The sequence below is a fragment of the Vibrio sp. ABH4_348 genome (assembly GCF_056159765.1).
This window is the reverse complement of the sequence record NZ_JBSWVW010000001.1, coordinates 1,066,599-1,091,064: the sequence shown is the minus strand read 5'-3', so window position 1 is coordinate 1,091,064 and position 24,466 is coordinate 1,066,599. Positions and strand designations below refer to the sequence as shown.

The 24,466-nt window shown below is 43.9% G+C and carries 27 protein-coding genes; 10 read left to right on the top strand and 17 right to left on the bottom strand.

Features of this window, described 5'->3' with window-relative positions; genetic code table 11:
• The first annotated feature begins 73 nt into the window (after positions 1 to 73).
• Positions 74 to 1,810 (top strand): methyl-accepting chemotaxis protein, encoded by a 1,737-nt coding sequence (locus ACXAFJ_RS04890; protein WP_475321812.1) that lies wholly within the window; start codon positions 74 to 76, stop codon positions 1,808 to 1,810.
• A gap of 125 nt (positions 1,811 to 1,935) precedes the next feature.
• Here ACXAFJ_RS04890 and ACXAFJ_RS04885 read toward each other — a convergent pair whose 3' ends face one another.
• Entirely contained in the window at positions 1,936 to 2,301 is a 366-nt protein-coding gene (locus ACXAFJ_RS04885) for a GFA family protein (protein ID WP_475321811.1), read from the bottom strand.
• 194 nt (positions 2,302 to 2,495) lie between these two features.
• The gene (locus ACXAFJ_RS04880) at positions 2,496 to 2,957 is read right to left on the bottom strand and encodes a carboxymuconolactone decarboxylase family protein (protein WP_475321810.1); all 462 of its coding nucleotides are present in this window, start codon (positions 2,955 to 2,957) and stop codon (positions 2,496 to 2,498) included.
• A gap of 118 nt (positions 2,958 to 3,075) precedes the next feature.
• Between ACXAFJ_RS04880 and ACXAFJ_RS04875 the strand changes: the two genes are divergently transcribed.
• Together ACXAFJ_RS04875 and ACXAFJ_RS04870 are read left to right on the top strand one after the other, a co-directional pair.
• Positions 3,076 to 3,972 carry a LysR family transcriptional regulator gene (locus ACXAFJ_RS04875; protein ID WP_475321809.1) on the top strand — a complete coding sequence of 299 codons (897 nt, stop codon included), beginning with the start codon at positions 3,076 to 3,078 and terminating at the stop codon, positions 3,970 to 3,972.
• 179 nt (positions 3,973 to 4,151) lie between these two features.
• Complete coding sequence (locus ACXAFJ_RS04870) at positions 4,152 to 4,532, top strand: hypothetical protein (protein ID WP_475321807.1); 381 nt, start codon at positions 4,152 to 4,154, stop codon at positions 4,530 to 4,532.
• A gap of 53 nt (positions 4,533 to 4,585) precedes the next feature.
• Here ACXAFJ_RS04870 and ACXAFJ_RS04865 read toward each other — a convergent pair whose 3' ends face one another.
• From ACXAFJ_RS04865 to ACXAFJ_RS04845, 5 genes are all read right to left on the bottom strand, one after another.
• Positions 4,586 to 5,032 carry a GyrI-like domain-containing protein gene (locus ACXAFJ_RS04865; protein ID WP_475321806.1) on the bottom strand — a complete coding sequence of 149 codons (447 nt, stop codon included), beginning with the start codon at positions 5,030 to 5,032 and terminating at the stop codon, positions 4,586 to 4,588.
• 10 nt (positions 5,033 to 5,042) lie between these two features.
• A complete protein-coding gene (locus ACXAFJ_RS04860) occupies positions 5,043 to 5,438 on the bottom strand; it encodes a RidA family protein (protein ID WP_475321805.1) in 396 nt (131 codons plus the stop codon).
• Between the two features lie 175 nt (positions 5,439 to 5,613).
• Complete coding sequence (locus ACXAFJ_RS04855; protein ID WP_475321803.1) at positions 5,614 to 6,636, bottom strand: helix-turn-helix transcriptional regulator; 1,023 nt, start codon at positions 6,634 to 6,636, stop codon at positions 5,614 to 5,616.
• Between the two features lie 47 nt (positions 6,637 to 6,683).
• Positions 6,684 to 6,845 carry a hypothetical protein gene (locus ACXAFJ_RS04850; RefSeq protein ID WP_475321802.1) on the bottom strand — a complete coding sequence of 54 codons (162 nt, stop codon included), beginning with the start codon at positions 6,843 to 6,845 and terminating at the stop codon, positions 6,684 to 6,686.
• A gap of 97 nt (positions 6,846 to 6,942) precedes the next feature.
• The gene (locus ACXAFJ_RS04845) at positions 6,943 to 7,125 is read right to left on the bottom strand and encodes a hypothetical protein (protein WP_475321801.1); all 183 of its coding nucleotides are present in this window, start codon (positions 7,123 to 7,125) and stop codon (positions 6,943 to 6,945) included.
• A 169-nt stretch (positions 7,126 to 7,294) separates the two neighbouring features.
• Between ACXAFJ_RS04845 and ACXAFJ_RS04840 the strand changes: the two genes are divergently transcribed.
• Positions 7,295 to 8,002, top strand: coding sequence for a VC0807 family protein (locus ACXAFJ_RS04840; RefSeq protein WP_475321799.1), 708 nt, complete (start codon positions 7,295 to 7,297; stop codon positions 8,000 to 8,002).
• Positions 8,003 to 8,058: 56 nt separating this feature from the next.
• On the opposite strand, the gene ACXAFJ_RS04835 is transcribed toward ACXAFJ_RS04840, so the two are convergent.
• The gene (locus ACXAFJ_RS04835) at positions 8,059 to 8,580 is read right to left on the bottom strand and encodes an NADPH-dependent FMN reductase (protein WP_475321798.1); all 522 of its coding nucleotides are present in this window, start codon (positions 8,578 to 8,580) and stop codon (positions 8,059 to 8,061) included.
• Between the two features lie 118 nt (positions 8,581 to 8,698).
• Between ACXAFJ_RS04835 and ACXAFJ_RS04830 the strand changes: the two genes are divergently transcribed.
• The gene (locus tag ACXAFJ_RS04830; protein WP_475321797.1) at positions 8,699 to 9,592 is read left to right on the top strand and encodes a LysR family transcriptional regulator; all 894 of its coding nucleotides are present in this window, start codon (positions 8,699 to 8,701) and stop codon (positions 9,590 to 9,592) included.
• A 188-nt stretch (positions 9,593 to 9,780) separates the two neighbouring features.
• Here the strand turns inward: ACXAFJ_RS04830 and ACXAFJ_RS04825 are convergent, their stop codons facing one another.
• Both ACXAFJ_RS04825 and ACXAFJ_RS04820 read right to left on the bottom strand, forming a co-directional pair.
• Complete coding sequence (locus tag ACXAFJ_RS04825) at positions 9,781 to 10,383, bottom strand: response regulator (RefSeq protein ID WP_475321795.1); 603 nt, start codon at positions 10,381 to 10,383, stop codon at positions 9,781 to 9,783.
• Positions 10,380 to 11,444 carry a sensor histidine kinase gene (locus tag ACXAFJ_RS04820; protein WP_475321794.1) on the bottom strand — a complete coding sequence of 355 codons (1,065 nt, stop codon included), beginning with the start codon at positions 11,442 to 11,444 and terminating at the stop codon, positions 10,380 to 10,382. The genes ACXAFJ_RS04825 and ACXAFJ_RS04820 overlap by 4 nt, the downstream gene beginning before the upstream one ends.
• 163 nt (positions 11,445 to 11,607) lie before the next feature.
• On the opposite strand from ACXAFJ_RS04820, the gene ACXAFJ_RS04815 reads away from it, so the two are divergent.
• A complete protein-coding gene (locus ACXAFJ_RS04815) occupies positions 11,608 to 12,474 on the top strand; it encodes an alpha/beta fold hydrolase (RefSeq protein ID WP_475321792.1) in 867 nt (288 codons plus the stop codon).
• A gap of 57 nt (positions 12,475 to 12,531) precedes the next feature.
• Here the strand turns inward: ACXAFJ_RS04815 and ACXAFJ_RS04810 are convergent, their stop codons facing one another.
• From ACXAFJ_RS04810 to ACXAFJ_RS04790, 5 genes are read right to left on the bottom strand one after another with little or no spacing between them, the layout of a single operon-like run.
• A complete protein-coding gene (locus ACXAFJ_RS04810; RefSeq protein ID WP_475321791.1) occupies positions 12,532 to 13,164 on the bottom strand; it encodes a bifunctional 4-hydroxy-2-oxoglutarate aldolase/2-dehydro-3-deoxy-phosphogluconate aldolase in 633 nt (210 codons plus the stop codon).
• Positions 13,165 to 13,180: 16 nt separating this feature from the next.
• On the bottom strand, positions 13,181 to 14,122 hold the full coding sequence (locus tag ACXAFJ_RS04805) for a sugar kinase (RefSeq protein ID WP_475321790.1): 942 nt from the start codon (positions 14,120 to 14,122) through the stop codon (positions 13,181 to 13,183).
• Positions 14,123 to 14,153: 31 nt separating this feature from the next.
• Positions 14,154 to 14,546 carry a RidA family protein gene (locus ACXAFJ_RS04800; RefSeq protein WP_475321788.1) on the bottom strand — a complete coding sequence of 131 codons (393 nt, stop codon included), beginning with the start codon at positions 14,544 to 14,546 and terminating at the stop codon, positions 14,154 to 14,156.
• A complete protein-coding gene (locus ACXAFJ_RS04795) occupies positions 14,543 to 16,033 on the bottom strand; it encodes an N-acyl-D-amino-acid deacylase family protein (RefSeq protein ID WP_475321787.1) in 1,491 nt (496 codons plus the stop codon). Before ACXAFJ_RS04795 ends, ACXAFJ_RS04800 begins: the two co-directional genes overlap by 4 nt.
• Before the next feature lie 20 nt (positions 16,034 to 16,053).
• Entirely contained in the window at positions 16,054 to 16,917 is an 864-nt protein-coding gene (locus ACXAFJ_RS04790) for a MurR/RpiR family transcriptional regulator (RefSeq protein ID WP_475321786.1), read from the bottom strand.
• Between the two features lie 166 nt (positions 16,918 to 17,083).
• Between ACXAFJ_RS04790 and ACXAFJ_RS04785 the strand changes: the two genes are divergently transcribed.
• From ACXAFJ_RS04785 to ACXAFJ_RS04770, 4 genes are all read left to right on the top strand, one after another.
• Entirely contained in the window at positions 17,084 to 18,364 is a 1,281-nt protein-coding gene (locus ACXAFJ_RS04785; protein WP_475321784.1) for an alanine racemase, read from the top strand.
• 398 nt (positions 18,365 to 18,762) lie between these two features.
• Entirely contained in the window at positions 18,763 to 19,305 is a 543-nt protein-coding gene (locus ACXAFJ_RS04780; protein WP_475321782.1) for a TRAP transporter small permease, read from the top strand.
• Positions 19,305 to 20,579 (top strand): TRAP transporter large permease, encoded by a 1,275-nt coding sequence (locus ACXAFJ_RS04775; protein WP_475321781.1) that lies wholly within the window; start codon positions 19,305 to 19,307, stop codon positions 20,577 to 20,579. Before ACXAFJ_RS04780 ends, ACXAFJ_RS04775 begins: the two co-directional genes overlap by 1 nt.
• Positions 20,580 to 20,668: 89 nt before the next feature.
• On the top strand, positions 20,669 to 21,721 hold the full coding sequence (locus tag ACXAFJ_RS04770) for a TRAP transporter substrate-binding protein (RefSeq protein WP_475321779.1): 1,053 nt from the start codon (positions 20,669 to 20,671) through the stop codon (positions 21,719 to 21,721).
• A 126-nt stretch (positions 21,722 to 21,847) separates the two neighbouring features.
• Here ACXAFJ_RS04770 and ACXAFJ_RS04765 read toward each other — a convergent pair whose 3' ends face one another.
• Both ACXAFJ_RS04765 and ACXAFJ_RS04760 read right to left on the bottom strand, forming a co-directional pair.
• Positions 21,848 to 22,603 (bottom strand): SDR family oxidoreductase, encoded by a 756-nt coding sequence (locus ACXAFJ_RS04765; RefSeq protein ID WP_475321778.1) that lies wholly within the window; start codon positions 22,601 to 22,603, stop codon positions 21,848 to 21,850.
• A gap of 134 nt (positions 22,604 to 22,737) precedes the next feature.
• Positions 22,738 to 24,438 (bottom strand): pyridoxal phosphate-dependent decarboxylase family protein, encoded by a 1,701-nt coding sequence (locus tag ACXAFJ_RS04760; RefSeq protein WP_475321776.1) that lies wholly within the window; start codon positions 24,436 to 24,438, stop codon positions 22,738 to 22,740.
• Between the last annotated feature and the right edge of the window lie 28 nt (positions 24,439 to 24,466).

Below are 24,466 nucleotides of genomic sequence, written 5' to 3'. Positions count from 1 at the left end.
TAAAACTTTAGAAATATGCTCTATATTTAAAACAGTTAAACAATGTGGACATTTAGGCTAGGGATACAATTCGATGACAATAAACAACACGATGAAACTCGTTTTTGGGGTCATTGCCATTGGCATGCTAATCAGTGCTGTCACCATTTTGCGATTAAATGGCCTGATGGAAGAGCTGAGAGTGATGTCAGATATCCGTTATCAATCCTATCAAGCGGCGGATGAATTGCGACAAAGCTCTGACGACTTAACTCGCTTAGGGCGCACTTATGTCGTAACCGGGGATGAAAAATACGAAAAGATGTATATGGACATCTTGGATATACGAAACGGCAAAAAACCTCGTCCAGAAAACTATCACACTATCTATTGGGATTTAGTACTGAATTATGGGGATAAACCTAAACCGGACGGCGCAACAATTGCCCTTAAGCAAATGAAAACTGATTTAGGATTTAGCGCTCAAGAATTTGACTTACTCGACGAAGCTCAACGAAATTCAGACGCATTGGTCAACATGGAAGTTCGCGCCATGAATGCAGTCAAGGGTCTCTATCCTGACAATTCCGGCAGCTACACCATAAAAAAAGAGCCCGATTTCGCAGGTGCAACTCAGCTTTTACATAGCCAAGAATACCATGTCGAAAAAGCCAAAATTATGGCGCCAATTGACAAATTTTTTGTGGCTCTAGAAGCTCGAACTCAGAACCAACTCGTGGCAGCGGCGCGGAATGTCATCAATACGGTATTGCTGGGTAACGCCATTCTGGTCGTCGTCTTTGTCATTGCCATTTTGGGCTATGTTTTGGTCAACAAAAAAGTAGTTAAACCCATCAGTGCAATGGCGACAACACTAAAAGAAATTGATGACCAGTCCAATTTAACATTGGCCGTTTCTCAATCAGGTAACAACGAGTTATCGGTGATCGGCAGCGCTATCAACAAAGTCCTGAATAGTTACGCAAGTACTATCACCAAAATTCACTCGCTCAACCAAGCTATAACGTCGATATCTTCTAAACTCGAACACATTTCCACTCATAACGCCCAACTTTCCGATAAGCAAAACCGTGAACTAGAAATGGCGGCAACCGCAATGGAAGAGATGACATCGGCCTTGTCGAATGTTACGCAAAGCACAAACCAAGCAGAAGAACACGCGGCTCAAGCCGAAAAAGAGTCCAGCAATGGCGCTGGTATTATCAGTCGAACTTCCAATGAGTTTAGTCAATTGCAAAATGATTTTGGTCAAGCCACCGAAGTTATCAATCAACTGGCATCGGAAAGCAACAATGTAGGTAACGTGCTCGACGTAATTAAAGCAATCGCAGAGCAAACTAACTTACTTGCACTCAATGCCGCAATTGAAGCAGCTAGAGCGGGTGAACAAGGACGCGGATTTGCCGTGGTTGCAGATGAAGTCCGCTCGCTAGCACAACGAACGCAAGAATCGACAGTTGAAATTGAAAATATGATTCAAATTTTGCAGCAAAAAGCCAATGAATCCACCGAGTCTATCGGGAGTAGTTCAGACAAAATGACCTTAACGACGGAGAACATTCAGAGCGCCAACCAATCTCTTCAGGTCATCAAACAATCGGTCTCGGAAATACACAGTTTCAACTCGTCAATAGCTTCAGCTACCGAAGAGCAATTGACAGTAAGTGGTGAAATTTCTTCCAATCTTTCCTCAATTAAAACCTTATCCGAAGAAATGAATCAAACCATTGGTGAACTCACCCCGTTAGTTCAAGATTTGCACAGCAATGTCAACGAATTAAATCAAGCAGTGAGCAGCATAAAAACGTGAAGCTCTCTAGTATAAAAACCAAGGCCTTAAATGCGGTCTTGGTTTTTTGTTGCTTATCAAAAAGCCGTTCGCTATTGATGCGAGCCCTTTAAAGTAGACTTAACTGACAAACGATCTTACTGCCACTATGTATCACTAATTTGTAACCAGCTTGGTTTGTCTTCAACGTGTTCGTGCATTTGATTTGAAATACTCAATTCATCATCAAAACAGTTCGCAGCAACCGGAAACGACTCCTCTTTCGAAAACACTTCCCCTAATGCAGTGCCACAAACGGAACAAAAACATCGGTCATAGATGTTAGGAGAAACCGCTTTATAAACTGAAATTTTTTCATGCCCCTCAACTATTCTAAACGCCTTAGAGTTTACAAACACCGATGTACTGATTCCCAGCTTCCGGCACCTGGAACAGTGACAAGTCCCCATAATACTGGGAGCCTCACTGAGTTCAAATTTTACGGTTTTGCAACAACAGCTACCCTTTAACATAGTCTTTCCTTTTGTCGATGAGTTCGTTTCTTTCCCTTTAGCTAGGATATTGACACTTCGTCGCTTTTCCATCTCTTCGACATACTTCTCCTGTCAGGGTCTGTCAGGAGGCTAGACATTTGTGTATTGGAAAACTCAAAAGTAAAAAAGTTGGCAAACGCCAACTTTTAATGGTTTATCTATAAAATAAGCGGCTAGTGCTGCCCTACTTCGTAATGGCCACCGGGCCATCCAAAGGCTTTACAAATATGGTTCCAACTATCGATTTGCGTTATGGCTATGGTCAAGTTCGCAATGTTTTCTTGGCTGTAATGCTCCGTCAATGTCTGAAATGCTTGGGAAATTTCACTCTCTGGTTTTTGTAGTGTCAAAGCTTCGGCCCAGGCTAGGATCGCTCTCTCTTTGTCTGAATAAAACGGTAAACCCTTCCAGACAAGAATAGAGGCTAAACGCTCCGGTGTTTCGCCGGCAGCCAAGGCTTCTTTGTAATGCATATCCACGCAGTAAGCACACTGATTCAGGTTTGATACGTAAATTCGCATCAACTCCAAAGTGCGAGTATCAAACTCAGGTAGATCAGATAAGTAATTTTCTACCGACATGAGTTTTTCGATAGCACTTTGAGGTACGCGATTAAATGGTAGACGAATAGACATCAGAGTCTCCTTTATCAGGTTATGTTTTGTTGTTCGCTAACCATGTTAATCTTTGCTAAAAAATATAGAATACAGAGATATTGCAATTGTTTTTTGCACAAATCGCAAAGGTTAATAGATGTTAGAACTGATTCAGGTGTTGTTAAAAGTCATCGAGACAGGCAGCTTCTCAAAAGCAGGTGCTCAGCTAAATATGGCGCCTTCTTCTGTTGCCCGAAAAATGGACTCGCTTGAAGCGCTAACCAAAACGACCTTGCTAAAACGGAGCACTCGATCTATCTCGCTAACAGAAGATGGAATAACGTTTGTTAAAGGTGCGCGACCATTGGTAGAGCAGTCAGAAGCTCTGCTAAATAGTGTCAGCCCACGGGGAAGAACCGTTACTGGTTTGCTTTCGGTTTCAGTGTTTGAAAGCTTTGGAAGAAATGTGATCGGTCCCTGGATTGCCGAATTCTTGGCTCTTTATCCATCGGTCACCATGCAGATTGAGTATGAAAATAGAGTGGTCGATCTGTATTCAGACCCAGTGGACATTGCGATACGAATTGGTAAGCCAAAAGATTCCGGATTAAAAGCAAGAAAGCTCATCGACAATCATACGCAAGTCCTCGCCTCTGAACGCTACTTATCGCGTCGTGGCATCCCTAACCATCCAGACGATTTAATCGCGCATAACTGCCTAACACTTAATCGGAAACGGCAACAAACTTGGTGGTACTTCAGAAACCAAAGCGACGTCTATAAAGTTGAAATAAAAGGGAATTTGACATCAACCGGCGGTGAAGCATTGTTGAGTGCGGCCATAGACGGAGCCGGTATAGTCCAACTCCCATCTTGGATGTCTAAAAAAGCGGAAATCAAAAATCAGTTGGTTCCGCTACTGACCGATTGGAAGCCCTCCTTGTACGAGGAAGGAAGCGGTTCAATTTATGCGTACTACGCCAATACACCCTATTTAAAACCGGGTATTCGCGCGTTTATCGATTTTTTAGTCAATAAAATGAACCAGATCTAGTGTTCTAATTAGGTGAATCATCGAATTCTCAATATACCGTGACTCTAATACAGAAACTGCGTACTAGAAGCTAGCAAACTGATCTAACTCATTGAGCTAAAGGACTGACACAGGCAAACTGCACCAAAAGTACCAAGTAAGAATACTCAAAGATGATGCCCTCTACACTACGACATGCGATGAGCGTTACGCTAAGTCTAAGCTTATTTTTAAGTAGCCCTTTAGCTAGTGCGTCATTTGTAACCGATAGCGATACCTATCAACAAGTGGAGTGTTCACTATCCAGAAAGATGTGTGATCACCCCAGTTATCAACTGAACTTAATTGATGGTGCCTTTGTGCCATTGCAACAAGCTAACTTCACATTGATTGCGTACAACAAATTGGTCTCACACGAGATTTTCGTTGAATTGCCGATTTTTGAAGGAGCCTTGATTCCAATTGAATACTCGAAAGAAGCTGAGCGATATCAAGCGGTGATCCCCTTCTGCTCTCAAGACGATTTCCAATTGTATTTAACCGACATTGAAAACCGAGTTCGAATACAAGTGTTGGATTAACTAAGCTAGTCCAACATTTCCAACACTTGTACCCATATCTGAGTATTTATACCTTATTGGATTGCAATCAGCACCTGAACTTCAGTATCCGCTTTGTACCATTCATAGTCTGTCGTGTATGAACGTTGATAAGGGCAATTCTCCTCGTCAAAATAGGCCCATACCTCCTGCCATGCTTTAATTACCGCTTGAGGCATTTCTCCAGATTTAGTAAACACCAAATAGTTACCCTGTTCTATATTGAGTGACTGAACGTCTTGGTGATTAGTCGTTAATTCTGTTGCGGCGGCATAGACATCATACTTGCCACGAAAATCCGATTCGTAATTGGTATATACTCCAAGCACTTTTGAATTGGTACTGAGTTGCGGCATTAACTCGGTACCAAATCGCTGCCACAGCTCACCAATTTTAGCTGCAGTGGGATCACTCTCAGCAGTATTTGACGTGCGAATTGCTAGTCCAGTGACCGTGAATCCGTCCAGTTTTACGATTTCCATGGTTGAATACCTATTTTACTGCCGTTGCTTCAATTTCAAACATCAAACCTGGAATCGCCAATTCAGTTACTCCTAACAGAGTCATTGGTGGTCGAGCGTTGTAGGGGCCAAATTTTTGACCTAGCACATCAAAGTTCTTTATTGATTCTTGAACGTCTGTACTAAATATCTGCAGTCGAACGACATTCGAAAGGTTCATATCTGCTTGTTCAAGAATGGCTTCTAGATTCTGAACAGCGAGTAAAATTTGGCCTCGCATATCTCCGATGTGCTGTGGAGCGCCATTTTCATCAACTGACGTTTGGCCTGCACAGTAGAGTTGAGTTGTCGCACCTTCTACAAGCTCGCTTTGGTTATAGCCAATATTTAGAGACCATTGCCACGGGTTAATTGCTGTCTTGTTCATTGTTATTCCTCATTTGATGGTGTTTAGTTCAACAAGGGAAACAATGACACTGACTACTGACAACCCTATGTCAGGAGTGTTTTTAGAAGCTGATAGAAATTAGTAAAGAGATAGAAAAATCGAAAACTGATAAAAAAATAAGCCCACATCTCACACGTAAACCGCGTCTAAACATTTACCAGTGTTCATTCAGAACATTAGAAAATGAACGCATTTTTTGTTCGAGCAATGTTCCTTTTTCTATTGTTACCTCATCTAAATATTGAAGTAACCAACGTGCCATATAGTCTGTTACTGGCGTTAAAAAACGCATTTTTACGCCTTCCGGCGTCACTTCTTCGTCAGTAAACCCGAACATATATCGCTGCTCTTGTACAAACTTTGCAGCGCGAAAACCAAACAGCAGAACCACTTCCTTGAGTTCGTCCTGACCTGGTCTTTGGTTCAGATACTCTTGCAATGTCAGTCGACTTCTCTTGGAAAACACGTCACCTGTCAGCTGGCAAGAGCTCATTCTATCTAGCCGAAAATCTCGGTAGCCATCTCTTAGCTGACACCAAGCAATTAAGTGCCAATGCCAACTGTAATAATACAAACCAATTGGCTCAATGTTTCTGAACACGGGAGTATCTTGGTTCACTGCCTGATATTCAACATTCAAAATACTCTGATGAATTAGGGCCTTACGACATTCTTGCAACCACTTGTCTCCAGATTGGAGATCCCTTTCCTCACTGGTTAAAGAGGTCTGTTGTTTATATTCTTGGACATTGCTTGGAATTTGTCGGAGATCATTGGGTAAAGAGCTCCCCATAGGCAGGACTTCGACTTGTTTATCCAATGTGCTCAGTACGTCTTTTTCACCGCTGCTGAACACTGCTTTAACTTTCTGAAGAGCCAAATTGAAGTCTTGCTTCGACTTACTATCTAAACTAGCCGCGAGCAGTTTTTCGCCCACCAGCAGGGCAGATGCTTCATCTAACGAGAATCGAACAGGCGGCAAGTGATAGTTTTTGTCGAGGAAGTAACCAACACCAGCTTCAGAACAAACGGGAATCCCAGCAGTTTCTAATGTTCTAACATCACGATAAATCGTTCTTTCGGAAACGTTAAAGTGCTCAGACAAATACTTCGCAGTGACTACAGAGCGGGTTTGCATTAACAGCAAAATCGAATTTACACGGTCAAATCGGTTCAATGGGACTTTTCTCGACTAGGTCAAACACGGCCAACATTATTGGGGTTTCAGTTTTTCTTAGTTCCCAATAATTTAAACCAAAACGCACCTTCGAGCATTAAACCCATCAAAAGAAACGTAGTTGCACCTTTTACGCTACCCACGCCATAACAAATTATCGCAGTAATAATCAGAGCCAGCAAAAGTCCTACTCGATGAAGCTTTTTCATACATCTCTCCCAAAAACATCATCCCAGTACCATAACCGTATTTAAGCTAGCTCGGCAAATCTAGAGTGTGACCACCCAGTCACACTAAGTTGGCAACTTAGCACCTGCCCTTTTTTGCTTGTCCCGGTGGGCAAAATTTACCCTGCGAATCGTCGTCATCGTCTGCCTCACCTTTTTTGCTAATAGACACTTCGACATCTTCAACCTCGCCCTCTACCCGAGTGAGTTGGCAACCAGACAATACAAACATAGTAACTAGTAGCAATATCCAAATTTTCATCGACGCGTTTCCTATGTAACGAGACTACTTAAGGTTTAGTCCACAACCATCACCTGTTACAAACTTCAATTAGTGACAGACACGTGCTGTTTCGTTTCTAATGCTGACCTTCTTGCCAGTTTCCATTACACTCGACGTCGCATTACGAATATTTAACACAGAGGTTATCGTGACAACGGCCAACACCAAGCAGCCAGGCTTTCTGAACCAGCTTCTTTTCAACATTATTATTCCTGTCATTATTCTTTCTCGCTTTTCTGGTGAAGACTACTTAGGCCCAACCATGGGTGTTCTTGTCGCCCTTGGGTTCCCAATTGGCTATGGCATTTGGGAAATGAAGAAAACTGGCAAATTCAGTTTTATCTCTGGCATGGGTATCGTTTCTGTTTTGCTAACGGGTGGGATCAGTCTTCTCGAACTTGACCCTAAATACATTGCGATCAAAGAAGCTGCCATTCCCGGCTTACTCGGACTAGCAGTGGTGGTCAGTCAATACACTAAGTACCCACTTCTAAAGACCTTGATGTTTAACCGAGATGTGTTGGATATCGATAAGATTGAACAAAAACTGGAAGAAAAAGGGACGACATCGAAGCTACCACGTGTACAGATAGTCGCTTCCAATATCTTGGCTGGTTCGTTTTTTCTATCTTCAGTTCTAAATTATGTATTGGCAAAGATGGTCGTTGTCAGTCAGCCTGGCACAGAAGCCTACAATAGCGAATTGGGCCGAATGACAGCTCTGAGTTACCCAGTCATTATGGTTCCAAGCATGATTTTGTTTTTTGTGACCTTATTTTACCTCTTCCACTCCTTGAAGAAGCTAACGGGGTTGAAAGTAGAAGAAATGTTCAACGACCCGAAAAATCGCGGTTAAGGCAAAAAAGAGGTATGCAAATACCTCTTTTTTTATCTCGCTGAAAACGGCTTGGTCTATAAACTCGCTATTGCATGTTCCAATTTAGTATTGAACTCTTGGTTACTAACCGAATCGCTTGCAGCATCGTAGTTATCGTAAAAGCTAGGTAATGATATCGCTGCCTTCACCTCGCCAGCAAAATAGGGAGCTGAGCTTTCTGCTGTAGAAAGTACGTTCTTCGCCCCACCAGGGCCCGGTGACGTCGACAATAATAGCATTGGTTTGTTTTGGAATACCTTCATATCTATTCTCGACGTCCAATCAAACAAATTTTTGTATGCCGCAGTATAAGAACCGTTGTGTTCGGCGTATGACACCACTAAAACATCTGCCTCACCAATCGCGTTATAAAAAGTTTGCGCCTGCTCTGGTGAACCCAGCTCTTTTTCTCGGTCTTCACTAAAAATCGGCATTTCCAAATCATTAAGGTCGATAAGATTTATTTCGACTCCCGAGATCTGTTTTGCAGAATAGAGCGCCAATTTTTGGTTAATTGAGTTTTTACTATTCGATGCGCCAAATACAAGAGCTTTCATGTTTTTGTCCTTCTTGTTTCTTAATGATTTAACTTTACATTAAGTCTAAAAATGCATTAATAGCCTAAATGTGGAATAATTATTTCCAAATGACTTCCAATACATTGAGGGGCAAGCAATGCAAACAAACCTATTTGAGAGCATAACTATTTTTGTCTCTGTCGTTGACACAGGAAGCTTCACTAAGGCGGCAGACGCAACTCAGCATTCAACTTCATTTATTAGTAAAGAGATCAGTAAATTAGAAGATAGACTCGGCGTTCGCTTATTGCATAGAACCACTCGAACACTAAACTTAACACCTGAAGGTCAGTTGTATTATGAAAACTGCAAACAGTTAGTTGATAGCGCCTTGGAGACAGAGTTGTTACTGGGAGGGAAACAATCTGAACCTCAAGGGCACTTGCGGATTAGTTGCCCAGTTAGCTTTGGCGTTACTGAACTGAGCCCACTATTTGCAGAATTTATGGAAGCGTATCCAAAAGTGACGATTGACGTTGACTTAAATGACCGACAAGTAGACCTCGTAGCCGATGCAATTGATGTTGCCGTTAGAGCCGTACACAAACTGTCTGACTCAACGTTAATCAGCCGGAAAATTAAAACAATCGATTTGTTTACTGTCGCGGCACCAAGTTACCTGTTGGCTAATGGAACCCCTACACACCCGTCAGAGCTACCAGACCATAAATCTATTACTTACAGCTTGCAAAAAAATCCACTGCAATGGACTTACAAGCAAGATCGTGACTCATCAATTGATGTCACGGTAAACAGTGTTTTCTCTGCAAACAGCCCAGAAATGATACTCAGCATGTGCTTGAAAGGAATGGGCATTTCCCGTTTACCGGGAAAAATCGCAGAAGAAGCAATTCAAAATGGTGAGCTAGTCGAATTGTTTGGCAACCTACCAAAAATTACCAATGATTTGTGTTTGGTTTACCCAAGCCGCAAACATATGTCAGCTAAAGTAAGGACGTTTATCGATTTTATAGCGGAGAGATTAGAGTAAAAATGTCTGATACAGCCAGAAAGTAATTAGCTGAAGTCCACAAAATCCAAACCATTCAAAATCTGGTATCTGCTCTTTTCGTATCCCATGAAACACCCTCTTAACCCCACCCTAAGCCGCAATAACGATGATAACCAACTTAGCGCTAACTAGCAAATTAGGAACTTAATTCATGCCGGATTCAATCGTTAAATCCATCCGCGTTTTTTAGCAATTTGTGCCGCTTCTACTCGATTTTTTGTACCTAGCTTTTGTACGGCCGCATGTGTGTAGTTTCGAACCGTACCGTTGGATATAAATAGCTTTTCTCCAATTTCTTTACTAGACGCGCCCGTTAATACGAGCTGCAAGATGTCCGTCTCACGCTCAGTTAGTGGCGATGTTGAGTTAAAAGCTTTGTCCAATAGTTCGGGTGCAAAAACTGTCTCGCCATCGTTTACCTGTCGAATAGTCTTACATAGAGCTTCAATCGGAGAATCTTTAAGCAAATACGCCCTAACCCCTGTAGCAAGCGCACGGTTAGCATAGCCAGACTTTGCAAACGTTGTCAGAAGGATTGGTTTAGTATTCATCTTAGAAAGTTGGATGTCCCTGACAAGGTCCAATCCAGAATAGTTTGGCATCTCTATATCAGTTATTAAGACATCGATCTCATTTTCCCGTAGATAGTCGAGGGCCGTTTTACCAGAGGAAAATTTTGCGACGACATCAAAATCTTCCTCCAGTTGCAGCAAAGCGCAAAATGCTTCTAACACCATAACCTGATCTTCAACCACTACTAGCCTAATCATGCCACTTCCTTTGTAATCACTACCGACAAACCTGGTTGGTTGGAAAACAACTCAAACTCAGCATCAATTTTTCTTATTCGCTTACGCATTCCAGATAGCCCTACTCCTTCGTGAAGAGGCAAGGTTGCTAGTCCATTATCTTGGATACGTAACTGCCACCCATTATTCATTCGCACCGAATTTATAGAGACGAAACTCGCGTGCGAGTGGCGCAGTATATTGGTGGCAGCTTCTCGAATAACATAAGCTAACTGATTGTCCTCTTCATCTGTCAATTCAAGATCGACGGAATCCAATGAGAATTGAATTCCATTTAGTGCCATCAAAGACCGCATGTTTGCTAACTCAGCAGCGACTGTTAACCGGTTAAGTGATTTAATCGACTCTCGTGCTGAGGTTAGAGCCTCTCGAGACAAAAGCTCAATTTCTTCACTTTGTTTGGATACCAATTCATTTTCAGTTCCGATCGCCTTTTGTATGAGTTTTGCTTTCAGTGCAATCGCTGTTAGGTTTTGACCTATGAGATCATGAAAATCATGAGCGATCCTTTCACGCTCAAGTTCGATGGCTTCATCACGCGCTTTCTGGTCACTTTCAGCTTTAGCAACGTGGATTTGAAAATATACGTTAGGCCCATTGATTAGGATGGCAAATAAACCGATCACCCAAGCTAACATCGCCCAATCGTGCAATACAGCAAGGCATGAAAAAAGCGCAAGCAAACCACCCAGTTTAACCGCATATTGCTTTTTGCTATCGGTCCATGCAAACAAGAGCACTATTGTGGCTAATAACCCAATCGCACCCGTACTGTAAAAGCTGGAAAGAACAATGATGGAAATTTGGCTAGCCACCAGAAGTTTGTAGGTATTGTGCCCCTCCCAAAGTGACCTGATAAACAAAGCAAAATAAACCATTGCCGAAATGGCAAACACAAGTTTATCTATTAGTGAAGTTGCTTCGAAGAATAAGGGAACAAAAACGAGTGAATACAACAATGGCACACTTTTCATCGAAGCGCGCATGTGTTCCGGAAACCAATCGGGGTTTGTCAGCGGCACAAGTTAACCTTACTTAATTGAGTAAGGACAGAATAAGTCTTTTTGAATTAAACCAGTAGTGACATTTGTCATATCTATTCATGACAAATTGCTCTTTCTAAGCTGGTGCCAATCCATGAATCTATCTCCAAGATAATTAAGCAAAAGGATTTAAGACATGGGCATGACTAGAGAATTTCATGGCGCCTCTAAAAAGGTCTATCGAAGTGCCAAAGGTATGAGTGACATCGATTCACTGCTTACTTATGGTTGGTCCACTTGGCCAATCGCTTATAACAACTCGATAACTGAAACAGTAATGGGTATGACTAGAATCGTAAGCTGTGGTGATGTACAAAAACCTCACTTAGTACTACTTCACGGAACTGCAGTTAATAGCCTAATGTTCAAGCCAGTTATCAAACAACTGAGTACCCATTTTCGATGTCATCTGATTGATTTTCCCGGTTCACCCGGTGCTTCCATACCCTCCAACAATGTCTCCAAGAAACATCTTGTCGGCGAGTGGCTAGAGCAATGCTTGGTATCTCTGGATATTGAAGAGCATCAAGTCTTGGGGTATTCATTTGGATGTTGGCTTGCTCTTCAATACGCGGCTCGTCAACCCCAATCGTTGACTAGGCTTTCTTTAGTCGCTCCTTGTCCATTCGCTGGAAGAGGCAAATTTTCTTGGTCGATTTTAAAAGACACTCTCGGTCTAATCTTCAATCAAACAGAGCGACAAGTGGCCAAGTTTACTCGTCATTTGGTTGCCAAAGGCAATCAAGTCGATCCTTTCATTTTTGAGCTGATGCAAACAGGGATTGAATCAAGCAAGACATACACTAATCGTTTTTCTTTAAGCAAAGAAGTTACTGATTTAGTGCAAGCTCCCGTTGAACTGGTTATAGGAAGTGAAGAAATTTCCTGCAAAATTAACGACGTACAAAGGCGCTTCCCCAATGTCAACATTAAGGTAATAGATTCAGCGGGTCACATGGTGATCAGCGAACAACCACAAGAGCTAGCGAACGCCATAATTAATCGATAGAAACAAAAATGACGCCATCATAATGGCGTCATTTTTAAACAGCTTTATTGAACGTGGCTAGGATTTCACTAGTTGTGCCGCTTCAGCGATTAATTTGCCCAGCTCATCCCATTTGCCTTCATGCATTAATTTTGTCGGTACCATCCAAGTGCCGCCACAACATACAACGCGATCGATAGCCAGATAGTCATTGATATTCTGAGTATTGATTCCACCCGTTGGCATTAATTTCACATCGCGGTATGGCGCAAGCAGTGACTTCACCATTGCAATGCCACCAGAAGCTTCTGCAGGGAAAAACTTCAAAAAGTTTAAGCCTAACTCCAAAGCCTGCTCTATTTGGCTCGGGTTGTTAATTCCCGATACCATAGGCAGCTCAATATCTTGACAATATTTGACCATGTTTGGATTCAAACCAGGAGCCACAGCAAATACGGCACCCGAATTTTTGGCCAGATCAGCCTGCTCTCGAGTCAAAACGGTCCCAGCACCAACCAAAAGGCTAGGCTCCGCTTCTCGCATGATTTTGATCGCTTCTGCCGCAGCATCGGTTCGAAAAGTCACTTCCGCAACAGGCAAGCCGTTAGCAACCAGTACATGCGCCAAAGGCTTCGCATGTGCAACATCGTCAATTTGAATGACAGGAACAAAACGATGTGTTGCCAGTTGTTCTAATAGTGAAGTACTCACAATTTACTCCAAAAAGTTAAACAGGTTCCGATTGAGCAGTATTAAACGTTGGCATTGCTCCCGTCGGAATAATGGCCCCAGGGTATTGAATCACGGTAGAGGCTAGTCGATGAGCCATTTTCGCTCTTTCGACAACAGGTTGATTAAGCAACATTCCAGCTAAATAGCCCGCCGCAAAGGAATCGCCGGCAGCACAGGTATCCACCACGTTTTCTACAACGTTTCCTTCAACCCGATAATAATCTGGTGAACCGCTTTGCAGGCTATCGATAACAACACATGGATGTTCGCCTCGCTTAATCACCAAATGGTTACAACCGAAGTCTCTGCATCGATTTTCAATGTCGGTGTTACCCCATACTGCCTCATCGTCATCTTCAGTAATCAAAGCAACATCTGCGAGCCGCAAGCATTCTGCATACCAAACCCGCTCATCGCCTTCAGTCCACAAGCGCGGTCTATAATTGTTGTCAAATACAACCAGCGCCCCCTGTAGGGAAGCTTGTTTTACTGTTGACAACAAAGACCGCTTCGCCTCAGTCGACAATATCGCCAAACTGATGCCTGAAAAGTAAATTAGGCTTGGTGTATTGGAAGCTAATGATTTTTCTAACGGAGAAATCGTATCAAAGTAACTCTTAGCAGCACTGTCGCTGCGCCAATAGTGAAAGGTTCTTTCCCCGTATTGGTCTGTTTCGACTAAGTACAGGCCAGGCATTTTGTTTTTTTCGATGGAAACTAAGCTGTTATCAATACCTTCTTGTCGCCATTGCTCAAGTAACTCCCCACTCAAAGAATCATCACCCAATGACGTGGCATACTGAACTTGTATTTCGGTTGATTTAAGCAATCGAGAGAGATAAAGGGCGGTATTTAAGGTATCACCACCAAAAGTACGTTGCATCGGGTCACCACTAAGTTCAACCATGCATTCGCCAACAAACACTATTCGTTCCATGACTTGACTACCTACTTAAACCTAAAGCAATTTAGACACGATCAGCTCGGTAACAAGTTACGTCCACTTCCACTTTCACGTCGACGACGAGATCACACACCATACAAATACGGGCTGGCGGGTGCTCGCCAAAGAATTCTTTAAATACTTTGTTAAACGACTGGAAGTAACGCGAGTCTGTCAACACCACTTTGACATGAACCACATCTGCTAACGTATAGCCAGCCTCAGTCATTATGTCGACACAGTTTTGAATCGCCAATCTTGACTGGTCGATGATTCCACCTTCCACCACTTCACCATCCGTCATCGGTGTTTGCCCTGAAACATACAAGAAGCCACCAGCTTCCGTTGCTCGAGCAAAAGGTAAGTGCTGACCGCCTGTTCCAGTTCCGCCTTCGATTCCGTAACGTTTAATTGTCATTGATTTGTCTCCATTACTGCTTGTGTATTGGCGTTGTCGCCCATTTGTTTGTTAGTAGCTCTCGGTAAAAAACGACCATTTCTGCCGATCGCTCCGTCCGTATTTGAATAACTGAGTTTTCCGTTTACCCACACTTTGTAAATGCCTTCCGCCGCCTGTACTGGATGTTGAAAATTGGCGGCGTCATTAACTTTTTCTGCGTCAAACAAGACCAGATCCGCGAAATTTCCTACCTTAATTTCGCCTCGACGCTCTATGTTGAAACGTTTTGCTGACAACCCCGTCATTTTATGCACAGCGGTTTGAAGTGGAAAAAGTTTGCGTTCGCGGCTGTAGTAACCCAGCACTCGAGGGAATGCACCCCATAGTCTGGGATGTGGATGTGGATCATTGGGCAGGCCATCTGACCCTATCATTGTCATCGGGTACTTAAGGACGCGTTCTACATCTTGCGCATCCATGTTGTGGTAAACAGCGCCGGCAGGTTGCAGCTGTTTTGCTGCATCCATTAGCTCTAGTCCCAACTTTTCAGCGATTTCTGACAGCATCTGTCCTGCAAGTTCAGGGTGGGGTTCAGACCAAGTAATAAATATTGGATATTCGTCGGTAACTTGTTTTAGATCCAGTGTCGATGAGCTCGCAGTATAGGGATAACAATCACATCCTAAATCTTGCTGTTTTCGCGCTTCATCGAGTTTGGCGAGAACTTCTTCTGTTCTGCCCCAGTTACCGGCACCGGCGCACTTTAAGTGAGAAATCACCACCGGAACTTTGGCATGTTTGCCTACATCAAAGGCTTCATCCATGGCATCGAGAATGCCTTCAAACTCAGTACGCATGTGAGTGGTGTAGATTGCACCCACTCGCGTCAGTTCAGTACTGAGCGCAATCACTTCATCTTCTTTGCAAGACTTAGCACTGGCATACGCTAAGCCTGTACTCAGCCCAAGTGCGCCCTCATCTAACGCTTGGCTAAGTGCTGAGCGCATTGCACTAATTTCATCGTCATTTGCGGTGCGATAGAGATAGTCCATCACGTTGTTACGCAATGTGGTATGCCCCACTAATGCGGCGACGTTGACGCCCGGTTTCGCCTCATTTACCGCGCGTACATAACTTGCAAATGTTGGATAGGTAAAATCTTTTTGCTCACCCAATAAGTTCATTGGATCCGGTGGAGGTGAAGTAAGCACGGCTGGAGAGGCACTAATACCGCAATTTCCGACAATAACGGTTGTTATGCCTTGGGAAATTTTAGGCAAACACTCTGGCATGCGAATTACATTGGTATCGTCATGAGTATGAACATCAATAAATCCGGGGCTGAGTACCAGCCCTTGAGCATCGATTACTTGTTCTGCATCTTCATCGGTAAACTGCCCTATTGCGGCGATGACCTCACCCTTAATTGCCACATCAGCATTGAACGGAGGATGGTTCAAACCATTCAACACCGTCGCTCCTTTGATTAAGATGTCATAATTCATAATATTCTCTTTTGCGCCGCTTAATCCCCGAGTGGCTGGCGATCGCCACCACCTCGGTATGAATCGAGCGCCAGTTTCAACCTTCTCAACCTGTCTCGCGAACGCCGCTTATGTGTCACCGCCAATTGCATCGAAATAACGTCAACAAGCGCCAACATGGCATATCGAGAAGCAGAAGGCTTATAAATAAAATCCGTTTCGGTTGTGGTAATCGGTAGCACTAGATCACTGGTTTCAGCCAATGGTGATTCAGCCTGAGTAATAGCAATAACCTTAATTCCGTATTGCTTTGCCAACTGGGTGGCATCCAGGATTCCTGGTGTGTAACCCGTCGTGGACATCACCACCATAACGTCGTTACTGTCTGCAGTTGCAGCAACCATTCGAGTTAGTAGTCCATCGTGGTATGCAGTTATGGCGTAACCCAAACGGAACAAACGATGCTGTAGCTCTTGAGAGACCATGGTTGAACCGCCACCCATGCCAATACTCAGAATCTGTCGCGCACCGTGCAGCCATTCAACAGCAGTTGCGATGTCTTTTTCATTGAGCAGCTTGCGATTCAGATCCATTGCCTGTTTGATTGATTCATACACACCTTGTGTACCCGTTTGTTCAACAGGTTCATTAATGAATCGTTGTCCAACCGCCAATGACTGGGCTAGCTTCATTTTTAAGTCACGCACGTTTCGACAACCAACAGCTTTGGCAAAGCGTGTAATCGTCGCTTCACTAACGTCAGCCTCTTCAGCCAGCTCTGTGATGCTAGCGCTTGCCGCAATGGCCAAATTGTCCATGATGCAGGCGGCGACTTTTTTTTCTGCGTCCCTCAATGCATCAAAGCGCTGAGAGATCTGCGACAAGATATCTACTTCCATCGTCATTCCGATTACCTTTGTGCCCATCGTAAAGAGTTGGCTGCTGTTAGAAAGTGAGCAGACGCACATTTAAACTCTTTTTGTTTGATAGTTTCCAACATGAAAAATATTCTATATCATTCTTACCCCTTATTCCAAGGCACATTCGAGAGATGTTAGGAGACAACCACCCATGTCACGGTTCGAAGTAAATTTAGATAGTTATTTTCATGCAATCGATTCCCTACCGTTTGAAATTGGCGCTAAAGGTGTCCCACTTGCAACGAAAACCAGCGGGCAATACTCACTACTTGATGATCTCCCCTTACCCGCAGCTGTTGTGTCTCAAAGTGCACTCGAACACAACGCGAACTGGATGCAAAAGTTTGCCAATCAAAGCAATGTAAAGCTGTGCCCTCATGGCAAAACCAGCATGTCGCCGCAGTTGTTTAAAATGCAGTTAGATCAAGGTGCTTGGGGTTTAACCGTTGCCAATCCTGCACAGGCTTCTATCGCCGCAGAAGCTGGTGCCAAAAGGGTCATTATTGCTAACCAAGTGGTTGGTAATGCTAATCAAAATGCTGTTTTTGACATCATTGAAAAATTCGAGATTGACGTCATCCCTTGTGTAGATAGTGAAACGCTAGTCAATCATTGGAACCAAGTTGCTATGGTTCGCAATATACCACTTTCGCTATTAGTGGAACTCGGTGTACCTGGTGGACGCTGCGGAGTACGTACTCATAAAGACGCGTTACGACTTGCCGAACTAATTGCAGAATCCGAACAGCTTCGTTTTGCTGGAATTGAGTTTTATGAAGGCGTAATTCACGGCGAAACCCCTGAAGACGACCCAGAACCTCAGGTGCGAGAGTTTGTGAAAGGAGCCGTTCAGTTAACTGAATCACTAGTAGGTCTATCGACTCTCGATAAACCCATCGTCACTGGTGCAGGATCGGCTTGGTACGATGTTGTAGCCGAAGAGTTTGCTAACTCTATTTTACTCACACCGGTAATACGCCCCGGATGCTACATGATTCATGACGAAGGCATCTACTTAGATGCCCAAAATGCGGTAATCGAGCGAGCAAAACGAAATCATGGGGAAGCCTGTCGAGTTGGTGGAGATCTGATATCAGCCTTGGAGCTTTATGCTCACGTACTCTCGGTCCCTGAAGACGACAAAGCTGTAATTGGCCTTGGTAAGCGAGACTCAGCATTCGACGCTGGCCTCCCCCAAGCAGTACGAGTTTACCGCAATGGCGAGTTAATTGACCTACCAGAGCTCAACAGTACAGCGATCATGGATCAGCATTTGTTTGTGGAATTTGGTGAGGCGGGAGCACTACAAGTTGGCGATATTATTGCGTTTTCCACGTCGCACCCATGTCTAACGTTCGATAAATGGCGGTACATCGGTGTCAAAGCGGATCAGTCTGAAAATGTTGTTAAGTGGATTGACACCTACTTCTAACAACCCTTTCTAATCGATACTACGGCCCGAACAGTCAAAAAACTGATCGGGCCTTTTCATTTCTGCACACCGACTAAGTTCACATTTTTAGAACAAATTACCACCAATTTTAACCATGATAGTTTTTAACTTATTTTCACTCGCTGTGATTCAATCACATTGGTAAATCGGACTTAGCTCGATGTTACTTTTTCTATCACGACGCTAGAGCGAAAACGAAACGAATATATTTTTTAATAAATTTCAAACACTTAACCTCAAGCCCAAACTACATGTTAGAAACTATCAAACATTGAGAGATTCGTGAGATAGATCTCGGTTAAATAACGACCACACATTTAATGTTCTTACTCAATAACTAAATAAATGACACCAGAAGTCATGAATTAGGAAGCATCATGAGTAAAAACACTGGAATGTTAACGGCAGTGACAACGTTTAAAAACCGGCTTAACAGAGCTAACCAAATTGTCGTTGCGGTTTTAATGACCCTCCTGATATTGGATGTTTGGCTAGGCGTACTCGATCGCTACTGGTTGAAATTACAACTCGTTTGGGTCGAGGAGCTGGCTAGGTACATTATGATTTGGGCGATCTTGATGGCAGTTCCCTGCTGTACCGCAAATCGAGAGCACATGGGTTTGGAGTTCGTCGTGAAACGTTTTCCTCAAATCGCACAACAATGGCTCAAAGTCGCAATCAGCGTTCTGACTATCGCCTTCTTTTGTTACATCGCTTATTTGGGGATCACCTATACCAATAAAGGCATGAACCAACTATCAACCGTATTTGGCATGCCGATGGCTTACGCGTATGCCGCCATTCCTGTCACCTTCGGCCTTTCGGCGCTTCAGGCATCTCTGGTTTTGATTGAAGATTTATTAAGGATGTCATCGAACCCATCGGTCGAAGAATCTGAGCTACATGAGGAGAATGTATAATGGTTGGCGTTCTTTTCTTTGCCCTAATGTTCCTTGGCGCACCAATAGCAATTGCGCTTGGTGTCGCCGGTCTTATCGGTATGTACGAAATTGGTGGATCACATTTCACCTCCCTGGCACCTAGTAAAGTTTTTAATGGGCTGAACATCTTCCCGTTCCTTGCCATGCCCTTTTTTATTCTTGCTGGCGAAATCATGAACCACACTGGTATCACAAGTCGTTTGGTTCATTTGGCTCAAGCATTAGTCGGTCACTTCCGCGGTGGATTGGCCCATTCCAATATGGTGGCTTCTGTGTTTTTCTCCGGCATTACGGGTTCGGCTACTGCTGATGCAGCGGCATTTGGTCGCACATTAGTGCCGGCGATGGAAAAAGAAGGCTATTCGAAAGACTATGCGTGTGCGGTCACCGCTGCCGGCTCCATCATCGGCCCTACCATTCCGCCATCAGGCTTGATGGTTGTGTATGGTTCGTTGATGGGTGTATCTATTGGTGGATTGTTTGCAACCGGCATACTGCCGGGTCTACTCGTGTGCTTTGTTTGTATGGCCATCATCGCCTCAATGGGCAAGCGCAAAAACCTTCCGAAAATGCAGCAACGCGCTTCTTTGATGGCGGTACTTAAGCTTTTCAAACAATCAAGCTTGGCGCTATTAATGCCACTTATTATCCTCGGAGGCATCGTCTTTGGCATCGTTACACCGACAGAGGCGGCGTCGATTGCGGTGGCTTACGCTTTGATTATTGGCGCTTTTATTTATCGTAACTTAAGCCTGCCCGCGCTTTACACCATGATAGTGCGTACCGCTCAAATCTCAGCTGTCATTTATTTGATAATCGGTTCAGCGTCAATTCTCGGTTGGTGGCTTAGCTTCAATCAAATCCCGCAAATGATTGCCGATGTGTTCATTTCATTCTCGAACAACCCGCATGTTGTTCTAGCGATGATTATCGTGTTGCTGCTTACCATCGGCATGTTAATGGACATCAATGTCATGCTGATCATTCTTGCGCCAATTTTAGTGCCATTGACAGCTGAAATCGGTATGGATCCGCTGCATGCAGGTATCGTTTTTGTACTTGCTTTGAACATATCACTGATGACACCTCCTATAGGAGCCTGTCTGTTTGTTTTGTCGTCGGTCACCGGCGCCAAGATAGAAGGAATCTCTAAAGAACTGATGCCATTTTTGATTGGTCAGTTGTTACTGCTGTTCTTTATTGCGTACTCACCCGACGTGGTGCTGTACATACCTAGATTACTCGGTTACTAGCCGTGTAAACACAATACCTATAAAACCCTACATGCCCCACTTCAGCTCTTAATGAGTACAGTGGAAGCAATCATAACAATGGAGTGATTATGAAAATCATCAATAAATCATTAGTTGCAGCAGCACTAGCAACCAGCTTGCTTACTGCTCCATTCGCCATGGCGGATAAAGTTTTGCGTATCGGTCACGATAACAAAGCGGACATCATGGAAAACCCAGCTCACGCGTTCACAGGTGTTTTCAAGAACATTGTTGAAACTGCCACTAATGGTGAAATCAAGGTTCAAGTGTTCCCAAGCAACCAGTTAGGTAGCGCGAAAGAGCACGTTCAAATGGTCCGTGATGGTCAACTGCAAGGTACGTTATCTTCAGTTGGTGCTCTTGCGGGTTACTACCCAAGAATTGGTGTTCTTGACGTACCTTTTGCGTTTGCAAGTAACTCAGCCACCTATGAAGTTCTAGATGGCAAGTTTGGTCAAACACTGGCTAGCGATATCGAATCTGAATTGAAAGACGTGAAAGTACTTGGTTTCCCGGATACAGGCGGCTTCTTCTCAGTAACTAACTCAAAGCGTCCACTCAAGACTCTAGAAGACTTCGAAGGTTTGCGTATTCGTACCATGACACTACCGACGCACCAGAAAATCATTCAATCTTTAGGTGCTGAAGCATATCCGCTGTCTTGGGGTGAAGTTTACTCTTCACTACAAACGGGGGTAATTGACGGTCAAATGAACCCAATTCCAACCGTTTCATTCGCTAAATTCAACGAAGTACAGGGTTACCTAACACTGACTAACCACTTATTTGCCCCATACACCTTCATGATTAACAAAGAGTTTTACGACGATCTCACAGCCGAACAGCAGAAGATTCTAGCTGACGCGGTTGAAATCGCACTGAGCTCTAACCGTGGTCTATCTCGTTTGATCGAGGCTTCTAGCGACCGTGGCCTAGAAGGATTGAAATCTAAGATGAAGGTTAACGCACTAACAGCAACCGAGCGTCAAAAAATGCGCGAAGTTACTCAACCAGGTGTGATCGAATACATAAAAGATACACATGGTGAAAAAGGTGCGGAACTTTTGGATTTATTCTTGTCTGAAGTAGAGAAAGCAAACCAATCCGTATACTTACAGTAGTAATTTACTCACTACTGAACAATTAGTATTCGACTGGTTAACGAATTTGCTGATCGAATATATCAGCCATCCTATACCATCTGGCAGTTGCCAGATGGTTTTTTTTATCTTGTGACTTATTCAAACTCACAAGCCGCCCATCACATCAACAAAAGTGCCAGTACTAAAACTGGATTGCTCGCTGGCTAGCCAGAAAATTGCATTTGCCACTTCCACTGCATTACCACCTCTTTGCATCGGGATTTTCTCTTTGAGTCTATCAACCCGTCCCGGTTCACCGCCATCGGCATGCATATCGGTATAGATTAGTCCCGGTCTTACACCGTTGACCCGAATCCCCTCTGCGGCCACTTCTAGCGCTAAGCCTCGGGTCATGGTATCCATCGCACCTTTCGATGCGGCGTAATCCACATACTCAAAAGGTGAACCGGATTTAGCGGCGCCAGAGGAAACGTTTACAATCGAGCCGCCTTTGCCACCATGACGAGTAGACATAAGCTTCACGGCTTGTTGACTGCATAAGAAGCAGCTTTGTACATTAGTTTGAAAGATGTTTTGAAACCGCTCAAGGCTAATTTCATCGAAACGGCATTGGGTGTCCAAAACGCCAGCGTTATTAACCAGCACATCAACTTGGCCAAATTGTTCCAGTGTCGTTTTAAATAACACATCGACCACCTTAGGATCGGCCACGTCGCCCGAATGCAACAAACACTCCTGACCTAGACTGTTGATTTTGTCTTTTACCTTGTTCGCTTCTTTATGGTTCGATAAATAACTCACTACCACTCGGTAACCTTTTTCGGCGAACACGATCGCACTTTCTGCACCAATTCCTCGACTGGCTCCGGTAATGATTACGACGGGGGATTCTTCTAGCATCGGGCCTTTCCTTTTGTAAGCGTGCGATTAGCTATTGCCAATCTCCTTTTTGAGATGAAATAGGCAATAAAAAAGCCAGCATAGGCTGGCTTTAACATTTTGTCTACATTGACATTTTTGCCGAAATTAGATCACTACTTGCTTCCAAAAAGCACCTTTAGGTACGTGTCAATGTGTGAACGTTGTGTTGCTGGATTCATAAATACGGCTTTTTCACCTGGAATGTAGGAGTATTTGCCACGCCCAACGTAATTGGAACGTGAAATAAACTCGACCCAGTTGGTGTACAGACCGTGTTTACCACGAGTGTTGAAAATCTGGCGGTGGAACTCGGTATTACGCCCTAAACGCGCCGCAACTTCAGGGTTTTCCAACGCCTGACGCTCCAATCTAAATTCAGCATCTGCATCTGTCACTAGATTTCGGTCATAGAGACGGTAGGTAACCGACGGGCCTTGGTTCTCAGGCACTACAACTTTAACCGCTGGATCTAGCAACAATTGATTGCGCATGTAGTTAGCATTTTGTAGACCATGGGCTAGCACCGTTTGGTAACCTTCTAGGCCCATGTACTTAAGCGCTGAGTACGCACCAAACAAGCCTGTTGCACTGCGCGAACATTCAATGGTTGATTGCAAATGCGTTTCTTCTTGCAAGTCGTCTTCAAAATACGAGAAGTTTTGCGGATCGTTTTTCAGTGCGTCCATATCCTTCTTGTTTTTGATCATGACAAGGCTTGAGGTGTATGGCACGTAGCCCCACTTTTGGAAATCCACAGTGAATGAGTCAGCGTACTTTAGCTCACGAACCTTTGTTGCCACCGCTTCTATGCCTTTAAGCGTCGCTTCGTTTATGCCTAGTGGGTTGTTTGCAAAGTCATAATCGATGAAAAACATCATCGACCAACCCACTGCCGCATCGACGTGAATGTGCGGTTTAACCTTCATACCGTATTCTTGACACAGACGCTCACGCAGCTCGTAAACCGGCTTGATACGGTCGATCGCGAAAGTGTCCGTGGTACCCAGCGTTAGCATGATGGTTGGTATTACCGTATTTACATCGAAACAAGCTCGCATACTGCGTTCTAGATCAGCCAAATCAATATCATGGCTTTCTGTAACCTTGATACGAATCGTCTTGTTTGTAATATCCACACCAAGTAGAGACAAGTTGGTCATATTTGAGTAGTGACCACCCTGAGAATTCAGAATTCGGTAGTCTTGCGACGAGTCCAAGCCTTTAGAGATAGCTTGAGGCAGAGATTTACGAATACCTAACAAGTAGCCATACAAGTTACAGAATGTACCACCTTGAGTAAACAGACCTGTCGAAGTTTCAGAATCGTAGCCGACAACGTTGGCAATTTGCTTAACCACAAACTTTTCAAGCTGTTCAGCCATGCCTGAATATTCGCTGTACACTAGGTTTGGATTCGCCAGCGTGCCCATCATAGCGCCGTACACACTTGGGTCACATGGCATAGTAATCACATTTTCTACCGACGCAGGGTTCTCCCAGTCTTTAGAAAGCGCCGCAGAGAAAGCCAGTAATTCATCAGGAGTACCGGTTGGTCGAGTGCGATTGGCGGGAACAAAGCCGTTAGATTTCAATGTTTCTAGGTGTTGCGCGCCATTTGCAAATGCATCGATACGTTGATTAGGTGGTAAATGCAACTGTCTGAATTGATTTAGCGCTTGGAAGCCAGGATCTTTGTACATAGGCCAAAGTTCAGGGTCACGCGAAAAGAAATCACGAAACACTTCTTGATAGGTACGATCAAATTCTGAGGTGATTGCGTTCGCCTCAGTGTTTTTCAACAATGAAATATCCATTTACTTTCTCAAATTATTCTAAAAGTTG

Coding starts and splice junctions, on each gene's coding strand:
- ACXAFJ_RS04890 (WP_475321812.1), top strand. CDS start 74: ATGACAATAAACAACACGATGAAACTCGTTTTTGGGGTCATTGCCATT.
- ACXAFJ_RS04885 (WP_475321811.1), bottom strand. CDS start 2,301: ATGTTAAAGGGTAGCTGTTGTTGCAAAACCGTAAAATTTGAACTCAGT.
- ACXAFJ_RS04880 (WP_475321810.1), bottom strand. CDS start 2,957: ATGTCTATTCGTCTACCATTTAATCGCGTACCTCAAAGTGCTATCGAA.
- ACXAFJ_RS04875 (WP_475321809.1), top strand. CDS start 3,076: ATGTTAGAACTGATTCAGGTGTTGTTAAAAGTCATCGAGACAGGCAGC.
- ACXAFJ_RS04870 (WP_475321807.1), top strand. CDS start 4,152: ATGAGCGTTACGCTAAGTCTAAGCTTATTTTTAAGTAGCCCTTTAGCT.
- ACXAFJ_RS04865 (WP_475321806.1), bottom strand. CDS start 5,032: ATGGAAATCGTAAAACTGGACGGATTCACGGTCACTGGACTAGCAATT.
- ACXAFJ_RS04860 (WP_475321805.1), bottom strand. CDS start 5,438: ATGAACAAGACAGCAATTAACCCGTGGCAATGGTCTCTAAATATTGGC.
- ACXAFJ_RS04850 (WP_475321802.1), bottom strand. CDS start 6,845: ATGAAAAAGCTTCATCGAGTAGGACTTTTGCTGGCTCTGATTATTACT.
- ACXAFJ_RS04845 (WP_475321801.1), bottom strand. CDS start 7,125: ATGAAAATTTGGATATTGCTACTAGTTACTATGTTTGTATTGTCTGGT.
- ACXAFJ_RS04835 (WP_475321798.1), bottom strand. CDS start 8,580: ATGAAAGCTCTTGTATTTGGCGCATCGAATAGTAAAAACTCAATTAAC.
- ACXAFJ_RS04830 (WP_475321797.1), top strand. CDS start 8,699: ATGCAAACAAACCTATTTGAGAGCATAACTATTTTTGTCTCTGTCGTT.
- ACXAFJ_RS04825 (WP_475321795.1), bottom strand. CDS start 10,383: ATGATTAGGCTAGTAGTGGTTGAAGATCAGGTTATGGTGTTAGAAGCA.
- ACXAFJ_RS04815 (WP_475321792.1), top strand. CDS start 11,608: ATGACTAGAGAATTTCATGGCGCCTCTAAAAAGGTCTATCGAAGTGCC.
- ACXAFJ_RS04805 (WP_475321790.1), bottom strand. CDS start 14,122: ATGGAACGAATAGTGTTTGTTGGCGAATGCATGGTTGAACTTAGTGGT.
- ACXAFJ_RS04800 (WP_475321788.1), bottom strand. CDS start 14,546: ATGACAATTAAACGTTACGGAATCGAAGGCGGAACTGGAACAGGCGGT.
- ACXAFJ_RS04795 (WP_475321787.1), bottom strand. CDS start 16,033: ATGAATTATGACATCTTAATCAAAGGAGCGACGGTGTTGAATGGTTTG.
- ACXAFJ_RS04790 (WP_475321786.1), bottom strand. CDS start 16,917: ATGACGATGGAAGTAGATATCTTGTCGCAGATCTCTCAGCGCTTTGAT.
- ACXAFJ_RS04785 (WP_475321784.1), top strand. CDS start 17,084: ATGTCACGGTTCGAAGTAAATTTAGATAGTTATTTTCATGCAATCGAT.
- ACXAFJ_RS04780 (WP_475321782.1), top strand. CDS start 18,763: ATGAGTAAAAACACTGGAATGTTAACGGCAGTGACAACGTTTAAAAAC.
- ACXAFJ_RS04775 (WP_475321781.1), top strand. CDS start 19,305: ATGGTTGGCGTTCTTTTCTTTGCCCTAATGTTCCTTGGCGCACCAATA.
- ACXAFJ_RS04770 (WP_475321779.1), top strand. CDS start 20,669: ATGAAAATCATCAATAAATCATTAGTTGCAGCAGCACTAGCAACCAGC.
- ACXAFJ_RS04765 (WP_475321778.1), bottom strand. CDS start 22,603: ATGCTAGAAGAATCCCCCGTCGTAATCATTACCGGAGCCAGTCGAGGA.
- ACXAFJ_RS04760 (WP_475321776.1), bottom strand. CDS start 24,438: ATGGATATTTCATTGTTGAAAAACACTGAGGCGAACGCAATCACCTCA.